This window comes from Falsiroseomonas sp. RANM36, from assembly GCF_056682175.1.
Genome location: NZ_JBWXTD010000003.1, coordinates 1,177,654 through 1,188,365, shown reverse-complemented (window position 1 = coordinate 1,188,365; position 10,712 = coordinate 1,177,654). Strand labels below are relative to the sequence as shown.

11 protein-coding genes are annotated in these 10,712 nt (G+C 73.1%); 1 reads left to right on the top strand and 10 read right to left on the bottom strand.

Going from position 1 to position 10,712, the window contains the following annotated elements; translation table 11 throughout:
• Window positions 1–163: 163 nt before the first annotated feature.
• The 9 genes from AC1MIR_RS10585 to AC1MIR_RS10545 all read right to left on the bottom strand — a co-directional run bounded on the left by AC1MIR_RS10585 (window position 164) and on the right by AC1MIR_RS10545 (window position 7,703).
• Entirely contained in the window at window positions 164–604 is a 441-nt protein-coding gene (locus tag AC1MIR_RS10585) for a hypothetical protein (RefSeq protein ID WP_480028125.1), read from the bottom strand.
• Window positions 604–2,484, bottom strand: a complete 1,881-nt coding sequence (locus AC1MIR_RS10580) for a phage tail protein (protein ID WP_480028124.1) — start codon at window positions 2,482–2,484, stop codon at window positions 604–606. The genes AC1MIR_RS10585 and AC1MIR_RS10580 overlap by 1 nt, the downstream gene beginning before the upstream one ends.
• Before the next feature lie 5 nt (window positions 2,485–2,489).
• The gene (locus AC1MIR_RS10575; RefSeq protein WP_480028123.1) at window positions 2,490–3,059 is read right to left on the bottom strand and encodes a phage connector family protein; all 570 of its coding nucleotides are present in this window, start codon (window positions 3,057–3,059) and stop codon (window positions 2,490–2,492) included.
• A 104-nt stretch (window positions 3,060–3,163) separates the two neighbouring features.
• Window positions 3,164–3,997 carry a phage capsid protein gene (locus tag AC1MIR_RS10570; protein WP_480028122.1) on the bottom strand — a complete coding sequence of 278 codons (834 nt, stop codon included), beginning with the start codon at window positions 3,995–3,997 and terminating at the stop codon, window positions 3,164–3,166.
• Window positions 3,998–4,247: 250 nt separating this feature from the next.
• On the bottom strand, window positions 4,248–4,982 hold the full coding sequence (locus AC1MIR_RS10565) for a capsid assembly protein (RefSeq protein WP_480028121.1): 735 nt from the start codon (window positions 4,980–4,982) through the stop codon (window positions 4,248–4,250).
• 7 nt (window positions 4,983–4,989) lie between these two features.
• Window positions 4,990–6,414 carry a portal protein gene (locus tag AC1MIR_RS10560; protein WP_480028120.1) on the bottom strand — a complete coding sequence of 475 codons (1,425 nt, stop codon included), beginning with the start codon at window positions 6,412–6,414 and terminating at the stop codon, window positions 4,990–4,992.
• Window positions 6,415–6,419: 5 nt separating this feature from the next.
• Window positions 6,420–6,668 carry a hypothetical protein gene (locus AC1MIR_RS10555; RefSeq protein ID WP_480028119.1) on the bottom strand — a complete coding sequence of 83 codons (249 nt, stop codon included), beginning with the start codon at window positions 6,666–6,668 and terminating at the stop codon, window positions 6,420–6,422.
• Between the two features lie 163 nt (window positions 6,669–6,831).
• Window positions 6,832–7,272 (bottom strand): hypothetical protein, encoded by a 441-nt coding sequence (locus AC1MIR_RS10550; protein WP_480028118.1) that lies wholly within the window; start codon window positions 7,270–7,272, stop codon window positions 6,832–6,834.
• Window positions 7,269–7,703: a hypothetical protein gene (locus AC1MIR_RS10545; RefSeq protein ID WP_480028117.1), complete on the bottom strand. Its 435-nt coding sequence runs from the start codon at window positions 7,701–7,703 to the stop codon at window positions 7,269–7,271. Before AC1MIR_RS10545 ends, AC1MIR_RS10550 begins: the two co-directional genes overlap by 4 nt.
• Before the next feature lie 171 nt (window positions 7,704–7,874).
• Here AC1MIR_RS10545 and AC1MIR_RS10540 point away from each other — a divergent pair, with 171 nt between their 5' ends.
• Window positions 7,875–8,519: a S24 family peptidase gene (locus AC1MIR_RS10540; RefSeq protein WP_480028742.1), complete on the top strand. Its 645-nt coding sequence runs from the start codon at window positions 7,875–7,877 to the stop codon at window positions 8,517–8,519.
• Window positions 8,520–8,679: 160 nt separating this feature from the next.
• Here AC1MIR_RS10540 and AC1MIR_RS10535 read toward each other — a convergent pair.
• Window positions 8,680–10,712 (bottom strand): lysylphosphatidylglycerol synthase domain-containing protein (locus AC1MIR_RS10535; RefSeq protein WP_480028116.1); only part of this gene is annotated, 2,033 nt, incomplete at its 5' end.

The window sequence follows — 10,712 nt, the reverse complement described above, 5'->3', positions numbered from 1 at the left end:
GGCGGCGCGGGGCGGGCGGGCGGCCGCGCGCCGGGCGCAAGCCCACGTCCCCACCCACTGCAACCTGTCGATCGGAAGGTCGTGCTCTAGAAACAACGATTCTAGAGCAGCTTATGCCCGTTCGGCAGAACCGCGGAGCGGTTCCACTCGAACGGGCGCTGCTCTAGTCCAAAAGATTCCGCAGCGTGTTGCCGAAGGTCGCACCCGCGCGGAGCCACGGCGTGAGCGATCCGTCGTCGTTCAGCAGGCTGCGCCGGCCGGCGGAGAGGCGCGCGGCGAAGAGGGCGTCGGAATCCGCCTGCGCGGCCGCCGCATCGCGCTGGAAGCCGGCGGTGAGCGCGGCGGCCGAACCTTCGTCAGGCTGCACGCCGCCAGCGGCCAGCCTTGCGCGCGCGGCGGCCACGGTGCCGGCCAGCCGCGCCTCGCGCCCACGCTGTTCCGCGGCCTGCTGCGCCGCGACCTGCTGGTTGCGCGCCTCGGTCTGCGCGCGCGCCGCGTCGGCCTGCTCGCGCGATTGGGCGGACTGCAGCCGGGCTTGCCGCGTGGTGGCGTAGAGCGACGCGCCGGCACCGAGCAGCGTCGCGATGGGGGCGATCTGTGCCATCAATCGTTCATCCTCGTGTCGGTCGTGACGGACAGCAGCGTGAGCGGCAGCGGCGCGTCGCCCTCCACGCGCCAGAGCGGCGCCAGCGCGTCGCGCCGCCAGCCGAGCGCGCGCAGCGTCACGTCGCCGGTGAAGGGAGCCGGCGCGGCGTCCAGCACCGCGGTGTCCAGGCGGCGGAAGGGCACCGGCTGCAGGCCGCGGCCGAGATCGACCGACAGCGCCGGCGTCGCCAGCAGGCGGAAGGTGGCGGAAACCAGCCGCAGCGGCGCCGCGCCCGCGCCCGCGCCAAGGGCGAGCTGCGGCGGCAGCGGCTCGATCACATGCGTGTAGGCGAGGCCGGCACTGACGCTCGCCGCCGGCGGATCCAGCAGCACGCGGCCCGCGGCCACCACCGCGCTGCCGCGCGGCGCGCCATCGGCCAGGATCTCGACCTCCTGGCCCTCGAGGTGATCGAGCCCGGCCCAGGACGCCTGCGGCGCCGTCGCGACGCCGGCGAGCGCGGCATCGAGGCCGAGCGCCGCGTCGAAGCGCTCCAGCCGGTGCGTGCCCGCGCGCTCCACGACGGCGAAGACGCGGCCGTCGATCTCGCCGACCGCACGGAAGGCGCCTTGCGTCTCCTGCCGCGTCCAGGCGATCACCTGTTCCGCGCGATAGAGCGTCAGCGTGCCGATCGCGCCATCGGCCATCACCAGGTGCAGCAGCCGCTGAGCCTGGTCGTAGGCCATCGAGACGGGCGCCTGCACGATGTGCCGCGCCACCAGCGCCAGGTCGTTCGCCTGATAGGCGTCGCCCACATCGGTATAGGCGAATTCGTGCACCGCCCGGCCGGATCGCGCGACGAAGACGGTGGAGCCATCCACGTCCACCGGCGGCAGCATGCGGTCCACCGGGCTGCCGATGCGGGTCTGACGGCTGAGCTGGATCGAGGCCGGCGTCAGCGGATCGCCGGTGACCATCCACTCGGCGCCCGAGGTGAAGACCTGCAGGTGGCGGCCGGAGAAGACGCCGCGGATCGCGTTCACCTGGTCCGACAGCAGCGCGAACTCGATGCCCTCGTCATCGAGCCCGCTGCCGGGATCGAAATCGCCGAGATCGCCGGTGCGCGACAGCCAGAGCCGGTTCGGCAGATCGCGCGAGCCGCCCAGCACCAGCCGCGCCTGGTGGAAGCAGCCGCACACCGGCCAGCCGCGCGCATCGCTGAACGCCGCCTCGGTGTAGTCGATGGTCGGGTTGGTGTCCGCCAGCGTGTCCTCCACCAGCGCGGTGGCCTGGCTGACCCCGGCGACGGCGGTGATCATCACGCGGCGCCCGCCGATCCTGAAGCGCGCGCCCACGTGCTGCCATCGGAACACGTCGCCGGCCGCGGTCAGGGTGACGGTGCCGCTGGTGCCGCTGGCCTGGATCGCGACGCCCGGCGTGAACAGGTGGAAGGGCGGGCGGACGAAGTCGAAGTCGGCGATCGTCCAGTTCACGTCGCTGGTGCGCGTGACCCGCTTGGGAAACATGTCGGGATGAAACAGCAACAGGGTGTCGGCGTTCTGCGTGAACGCGATCTGCGGCAGCATGGCGGCGGTCCAGGGGCCGCCGAGCGCGGCCACCGGCACGTCGTCCCGGAAGACCTGCAGCAGCCCGGCGGTGAGGACGACCAGATAGGTCTGCTCGGTATTGAACTCGAAGGGGATCAGGCGCGCCGGGCCGGGCAGCGCCGCGACGTGGCGAAGGCCGGGCCGGCGCGCGACGCCGCCGGTGGGCTGGATCACCACGTTGCGCAGGCGGCGCGCGCCATTGTCGAAGGCGCGCAGGTCGCCGCGGCCATAGAGCTCGGGCGCCAGCTCGCCGGCGGCGAAGCTGGCCTTGATGCGGCGGGTGGCGGCGGGCATCGCGCTCAGCCCCGCACGTCAACAAGCGGGAAGCCCTCGATCGCCCGCGGCGTATCCTGCTGGCTGTCCACCAGGCGCGCCTGGCGCAGCTCCTGCTCCGCCAGGCGGAACAGCACCTCGGAGCGCGAGGCGCTTTCGGTCAGCGGCAGGCAGAACTCGGCCGCGAGCCGCGCGACGAGGGCCGCGGCGAAGAAGGGTGGAAAGGCGCTCTCGTCCGGGCGGAAGATGTAGGTGAGCGTCACCGCCTCCGCATCCGCGTGCAGCCTGCCTTCATTGATCCGGTAGGGGATGCCGCGGCCGCGGCCGCCCTGGCCCGCGGAGAGCACGCGAAGGAAGCCGGCGGGAAGCTGGAAGGCGTTGGCGAAATCGGCGACAGGCACCGCGGCGAGGCGCGCCAGCGCGGCCTGCCCCGTGGCGAAGGACCAGGGATGCGCCGAGACCAGCGCGTCGCGGATGCCGGGGTAGAGATTCGCCGCGACCTCCGCTTCCGCGGTGCCCTCGGTGAGCGAGGCGATCGGCTGGGCGCCGAGGCGCAGCAACGCGCGCGAGCAGAGCGCGAGGGCGGTGAGTGACATTTTCTCTCGTTTCCGCTGGCTGGAGGGGCGGCGCATGGCCCCCACCCCGACCCTCCCCCGCAAGCGGGGGAGGGAGAACGAGGCGGGGGTAGGGAGAGGCTGCGCTACTCGAAGGCGCGCATCCGCACGACGCCGGTGTCGTCCACCAGCACCGCGCCCTGGCTCATCATGTTGGCGATGAAATGCGCGGCGCGGTCGCCATGCCAGGTGACGTCCGTCTGCACCTCGGCCGCCGCGGCATGGCCCACCGCGGTGCGGTGGTAGAAGTAGCAGTAGCGCAGCGCGCCCACCTTGGTCAGCCCGGAATGCGGCATCCACATCGCGCCGAGCCAGCGCTTCGCCTGCGTGCCGCGCCAGGGCAGCTCCTCCGCGCCGACATAGTCGGCCGAGGCGAACTCCTCGATCTCGAGCAGCTCCGACCACTGCTTCCAGCCGACCACGGCATAGCGGTTGCCGTCATCCGGCACATCGGACGCGCCGAGCATCTCGAAGGCCATCAGCACCTTCGCCTTGGTCAGGCCGTCGCTGTCCGTGGTGCCGGGCGCGGTGCCGACCGCCTCGCGCGTGCCGGTGTCGAAGGCGGCGATGACCAGCTCGTCGGTCTTGCGGCCGAGCGCATAGGCGCCGGCATTGGCGATCACCTCGCGCTCGTCGAGGTTGGTCTTCAGCTCGTCCAGCCGGTCCACCCAGTCGCCGGCGTAGTAGTCCTGCAGGATGCACTCGACCTGCGCATGCTCCAGGTTCATCACCGGCACGGCGCCGTGGCGCGTCTTGGCGGCGGCCACGCCCTTGCCGACCTTGGGGAAGAAGGTGGAGGTGCCGTTGACACCGGTCTTGCTGCGCACCGTCTTGCGCAGCTTGGAGCCCTGCCGCTGATAGGCCTCGTGCACCTCGGCCTGGAACTGCTTGGTGAAGACGGCGTCGATCTGCGTGCTCATGGAGCGCGTTCTGCCTTCTGGATGAGGTTGCGGGATGCGGCGCGGCGCCCGTTGGCCGGATCGGGCAGGCGGCGTGCCGCGCGGCCCGCAGGCCCGTTGCGCGGGTGTGTCTGCGGGCGAATTCGTGCGGGGCGGATGGCGGTGCCGAAGGCGCCGGCGTCACCCGCCCCGCGACCGCCACGCACGAGGGGAAGCGCGCGCGGCGGGAACGGCGCCGCGACCGCGGCAAGCGCGGGAGGCGCCGAGGGCGTCAGCCCTTGTCGTGGACCAGGCGACGGAAGCCGTCGGTCACGCGCTGCACGAAGGCGGGCTCGCGCGTGCGCCAGTAGCGCGGATCTCGCATCATCTTCCGCAGCTCGGCCTCGTCCGGCGCGGTCTCGGCGGTGGCGTCGCGCGACAGCGGCGGCTCCTTCGCGCCCATCATGCGGTACATCGCCAGCACGCCCTCCGCCGTGGTCGCCAGGGCGGCGAAGACCGGCTCGGAGAGGTTGGCGCGGCCCCAGGCGGCGATCTGCGGCGCCAGGCGGCGGTAGCGGTCCTCGCCGCCGAATTCGGCGTTCAGCTTCTCGCGCTGCTTGCCGGCCTCGAACTCGGCGGCGGCCTCGGCGATCAGCGGCAGCAGGCGCTCCGCGGCCAGATCATAGACCAGCTGCGCCTGGCGGCAGGTGAAGCCGGCCTCGTGCAGCCGGCGGTTCACCTCCTCGTCCGGGCCGCAGAGCTCGTGCTTCGGCTCGATCGCGTAGCCCTCCGGCGCCTCGGGCACGCCGATGGCGCGGCGCCAGCGCAGCCGATCCTCTTCCGGCGCATCCTCGCCGGGCGGCGCCATGCGACGGGACATCGCGCGCTCCAGCTCCAGATAGGATTTCAGCAGCGCCTCGACCCGCAGCGCGCCGGTCGCCGGGTCCCGGAATTTTTCCGGCACATCGATCTCCTGCGCAGGTGAGTTCTGTTGCGCGGCGCTCATGTCCAAAAGATCCTCGGTCATGCGGGGCTCACTCCTGAAAGTTGGTTGTTCCGGTCCGCGGTGGCTCTGGCCGCAGGATTTCCGGCGGCGCGCCAAGCGTGCGGGCCAGCCAGCGTGCCGCGGCGCCCGCGTCCAGGCTCGCCGCGGCCTCGCCGCCGATCTTCGCCGCAGCCTCCAGGAACAGCAGCGTGTCGGCGGCATCCGCGCGCGCCTGCACCCGCGCCAGCGGCGACGCATAGACGAGCCGCACCTCGCGCCCGTCCAGCAGCACCGGCGGCACCTCGCCCCGCCTTCGCAGCACGGCCAGGCAGCGCGCGACGAGCGGCGTCAGCAGCTCCGCCTGCAGCCGCCCATAGGTGGCGCCCAGCAGCCGCGCGGCCGCGGCGGCGCGCTCCAGCACCTCCGTCGCGGTCATCGGCGCCTTCTCGGCGGCGGTGATGCGGTCGGCGAGCAGCGCGCCGCGGATGCGCGTTCGCAGGTCCTGCAGGACGATCTGCGAGACGTCGAAATTCCCCGGCGCCGCCAGCGGCGTGAGGCCGGAGGAGCCGGCGGCCTTCGGGATGATCGCGCCAGGCACCAGGCGGATCGTCGCCGGGTTCAGCACGCCATCGTCCTCCGCCTGCCAGATCCCCGTCGCGGCGATGGAGGCGTTCTTCAGGATCAGCTCGACCACCTTGTTGGCGGTGCGGATGTCCGGCAACGCCTTCGCCACCGGCCCGCGGCCATAGGTCTCGCCAGGCAGCTTCAGCCAGCGGAAGGCGACGAAGGGATTTTCGGCGAAGCGCCCCTCCGCCAGCGGCAGCGGCGCGCCGTCGTCGCGGTCGAGGACGACCGCGAAGCGATGGCCCAGCTGCGGATCGGGCCAGGCGGCCTCGACCACGCGCAGCTTCGGCGGCTCCTCAGCCGCATCGCGCCGGCGGCGCGGCAGGTCGGCCTGCGGCCAGCGCGCGCGGATCTCGTCCTCGGTCAGGCGCAGGCTGCGGAACACGGTGTCGAGCCGCCCGCCCGCGCCTTCTTCCAGCACCGCCTCCTGCAGCGGGACGGCGCGGAAGCGCAGCGCGGAGCCCTCGCCCGGCGGCGCTTCCTCGATGCTGATCACGCCGGTGCCGGCGACGACGAGATCGAGGAAGGCCTGGTGCAGTTCCAGCGCGAAGTTGGAGCGGTCGAGATGCGCCTGCAGCGTCTCCGCCACCGCGGAGAGGCTGCGCGCGATGGCCGGGTCCTCGTTGTCGCGCACCGGCGCCAGGTCGAACCAGCGCGACCAGGGGGGCGCGAGCTCGGCCAGCAGGGAGGCTGCGAGCTGCTCCGCCGCGTCCGCCGCCGTCGCGTCGAACAGCGGCGCGGCGCCGGGCGCCGGCAGCGCGTGGTCGTAGCAATCCTGCCAGGTCGCCTCCAGCGGGCGACGACGGGCAGCGGCGCGGGCATGGCGCGCCAGGATCTCCTCCGGTCCCATGGCCCTCACTCCCCGAGCAGCGTCTTGCGCTGCGCGAAGGCCGGCAGCGGCGCCAGCACGCCGCGCGGGCTGGTGGCGATGGTGCCGGCGATGCCGCGGCGCGCGCGCTCCGCGGCGCGCTGGCGCGCCTCGCGCGCGGCGTCCTCGGCGGCGGCGGCGCTCTGCGCGTTGGATTGCGCGACGCTCTCGGCCTGCGCCTCGGGCGGCGGGGCCTCGATCACCACCGGCCTTGGCGCGCGGAACACCCCACCCATGCGCGGATCCTTCGGTCTGGAGGAACGGAAAGCGGTCCTGCCCGTCCCAAGAAGAAGGCCCGCCCGGCGATGCCGGACGGGCCCAGTCGGGAGGCGGGAGGAAGTCGCCCGGGACGCAATTCGCCCCGTGGCCAGGCCTGGATAGCTCAGGTCGCGTGGCCGGTCAAGACTTTTTTCCTAATTCTGCGAAATTCTTCCGGCGCAGCTCCAGCGCCCGGAACAGGCCATAGGGCGTGACTGCACGCGGCGCGTGCGCGCCCAGCACCGCGCGGCACAGCGCCACGCAGGTCAGCGGCGCCAGCGCCGGCAGCCAGCCGCCACGCGGCCCGCCGGGGGCGAAGGGTCCGACCACCGCCAGCCCGGCGCGCCGATAGAAGCCCGGCAGGTCGAACTCCGCCGGCACCGGCAGCCGCGCCACCAGCAGCCGGCCGGAGAGCGGCTCCAGCACCGTCCAGCCGGCCTCGTCGGCGATCGCGGCGAAGCAATGCCGGAAGCCGCGGCGCAGCAGGCGCAGCCAGGGCTGGTCGGCCTCGCCGCCGAAGGCGATCCACACCGCCTGCCCCGGCCCGTGCTCCGCCAGGCGGCGATGCGCCAGGCGCGTCATGCGCGCGCGCCCGGGAAGGGGATCACCTCCGCCCCCTCGGGCAGCGCCATGCCGCGCGGCGGGCCGGCGACGATGCCCTTCTGGCGCAGCGGGAAATCCAGCCGCTCCATCGCTTCGCGCCACAGGCGCAGGTCGCCGCGCTCGCTGGCGAAGCGCGGATTGGGCGCCGTCCCGCGCTCACCCCAGATGCGCAGGATGCGGGCGTGGTGCAGCTCGATCCGGCGCTGGCGATAGAGCCGGTCGAGGCACTTCACCACGTCGTCCGGCTCGCAGGGCCGCACCACGACGCCGCGCGCGGCGGAAAGGCGGGCGCCGTCGCGGCGGGCGATCAGCGCGGCCATGGTCCAGAACCAGGCTTCCTCGGCGCTGGCGAAAGGCTCGGACTTGGCGAGCGAGGCGAGGACGGGGGCGCGGCCGGGGACGAGGGGCATGGGCAGTCCTTCCTTCAGTTCCGAACGAAACGGGAACATCGGGAGGTTAATCGACTCCACCTTCGGTTGCAAGGTAGAAGTTCCTATTGCATCGTGACACCAAACCTAGGATGTGAGGGCCACAGGAATCGCGGCATCGCCGCCGATTCGCGAAGGGGTCCGGCTTCGATGATGCGGCATGAGGATGTCTGGCGGGCAATCGACGCTTTGGCGGCCGAGCATGGGCTCTCGGCCTCGGGCCTGGCGCGCAAGGCCGGTCTCGACCCCACGGCCTTCAACCCTTCGAAACGCACCGGCCCGGACGGACGCTCCCGCTGGCCGTCCACGGAAAGCGTCGCGAAGGTGCTCTCCGCGACCGGCACCGGGATCGAGGGCTTCGCCTCGCTCGTCACCGGCGCGCCTGCGTTGCCGCGCGGCCGCGCCATGCCCGGCCGGCGCATCCCGCTGATCGGCCTGGCGCAGGCCGGCGCGGAAGGGTTCTTCGACGATGGCGGCTATCCCGTGGGTGCGGGATGGGACGAGATCTCGGTGCCGGACGTGCCCGATCCGAACGCCTATGCGCTCGAGATCAGCGGCGATTCGATGGAGCCGGTGTTCCGCGACGGCGATGTGGTGATCGTCAGCCCCGCCGCGCCGGTGCGACGCGGCGACCGCGTGGTGGTGCGCACCAAGGGTGGCGAGGTGATGGCGAAGGAGCTGCTGCGCCAGTCGGCGCGGCGCGTGGAGCTCGCGAGCCTGAACCCCGCGCATCCGGGCTTCACCTTCGGCCTGGACGAGCTGCAGTTCATGCACCGCATCGTGTGGGCGAGTCAGTGATTTTGTGCCCTCAAGCGGCGGGTTGATTCTTGGTGCCCTCAGGCGCCGGGCGGCCGCTCCGCGGCCTTGGCTTGCGCGCCTCAGACAGGGTGCGCCCGGCGGCAGTGACCCGAGCCGCGCGTGGTGGATTGTCGGGTGCCGTCAGGCGCCGGGCGGCGGGCTACCGCCGCGCTGCGCCGCTCGCTTCCTGCGCGGGCAGCAGCGCCATCAGCTGCTCCAGGTCCTTCTCCGCGCGGCAGGCCAGGTAGCGTTGCGGCTCGCCCGGGGGCGGCGGCGCCAGCGGGAAGGCGGTCAGGCCGATGTCGCCATAGACGCGCAGCAGCGCCGGCGTGACGCGCCAGAAGGCGGCATCCACGCCGGCGCGCTCGCAGATGTCGCGGAAGCGCCAGATCGCGGAGATGCGGTCGCGCTCCTCCCCCGCGGGATCGCCGAGCGCGAGCCACACGCCGTCGCGCTTGACGAAGGCGAAGCCGGCGCGCCCCGCCTCCCCGAACACGGCGCCATCGGCATGCTCCGGCGCCGTGCCGCCCAGGGCGCGCAGCCGCGCGCGCGTCTCCTCGGTCCACTCGGCGGGGCGGTGCTTCACCGGCCGCAGCAGCCGCACCGTGCCGACCAGCAGCAGCACGGCCGCCACGCCCACCGTGAAGCGCAGGCTGTCCGGCGCCATGGGCGAGACCACCACCGCCACCCAGCTCTCGTCGCCCACGCGCCCGCCATAGGAGATCGCGGCCAGCAGGATCGCGCAGAAGCCCACGGTGGCCAGCGCCAGCAGCGTCCTGCCCGCCAGCGGCTCCCGGAACAGCCGCGCATCGCGATAGAAGGCACTGCGCATCGCGGTCAGGATCACCGCCACCAGCACGAAGGCGCCGGAGAGCCACCAGGGCTCCTGCCGCAGCAGGCAGATCAGCACGCCGTTCAGCAGCAGCAGGATGCCGAGGCCCCAGGCGATGGTCAGCCGCCGGATCAGGCCATAGCCCGTCGCGAGCAGCAGCGAGCCGACCACCGAGGCCGCGAAGTGCGAGGCGATCGCCGCCTCGTAGCCCGCCCATTCCGCCACCGGGCTGCCGTTGGTCGGCAGCGCGCCCAGGAAGATCAGCACCGTGCCCGCCAGCCCCACCAGGCTGGCGATCGCGGGCACTTCCAGCGCATCGGCCACGCGCTGCTCGGCAGCCAGCTTCGCCAGCGCCTGGCGGCGCTGCAGCACCTCGAATCCGGCGAACAGCGCGCCCGCGATGAACAGCGGCACCACGTAGTAGTAGAGCCGGAACACGAGCAGCGCGCCGATCACCTCCGGCGCCGTCAGCCAGGGCTGCAGGCCGAGCACGATCGCCGTGTCGAACACGCCGATGCCGCCCGGCAGGCTGGCGGCGATGCCCGCGAGGTAGGACGCGATGTAGATGCCCAGGAAATGCAGGAAGGTGAGCCCCGGCGCCGCCGGCAGCAGCGCGTAGAAGATCATCGCCGTCACCGCGACATCCACGCTGGCCAGCGCCGTCTGCGCCAGCGCCATGCGGAAGCCCGGCAGGTCCACGCGATGCCTGAACAGCACGACATGGCTGCGCACCCGCGACATGGTGATGTAGGCGATCACGATGCCCCAGCAGGCGAAGCCGAGCCCGCGCATGATCCAGTGCGGCACATGCTCGCCGAGGCCCGGAACCACCTCGGGCTCCAGCACCAGCACCAGGCCGCCGAGCGCGAAGCCGCCCAGGCCGAAGGTCAGGCTGGTGAAGGCCACCACCTTGGCGATGGCCAGCGGCGGCAGCCCCCAGGCCGCGTAGAAGCGATAGCGCACCGCCGCCCCCGACACGGCCGCGAAGCCGAGGTTGTGGGCCAGCGTATAGGCGCAGAAGGACGCCAGGGAGGTGCGCGCATAGCTCACGGGGTGCCCCGCATACACGCTGCCCAGCCGGTCGTAGATCGTCAGCACGGCATAGGCGAGCAGCGTCCAGCCCGCCGCCTGCCACAGCACGGCGTTCGGGATCGCCGCCAGCGCGGCGCGGATGTCGGCGACCGAGAGGTTGCGGAACTCGTGCTGCACCACCCAGACGGCGGCCACCAGCAGCACCAGGCCGACCACCGTCATCCCGTGCCGGCGCAGCACAGGCAGCAGCCGAGCGATCCGACGGCGCCGGCGGGGGGGGGGGGGGCGGGGGCCGCGGGCGCGCGGCCCCCCCCCCCGCGCCGCCGGGG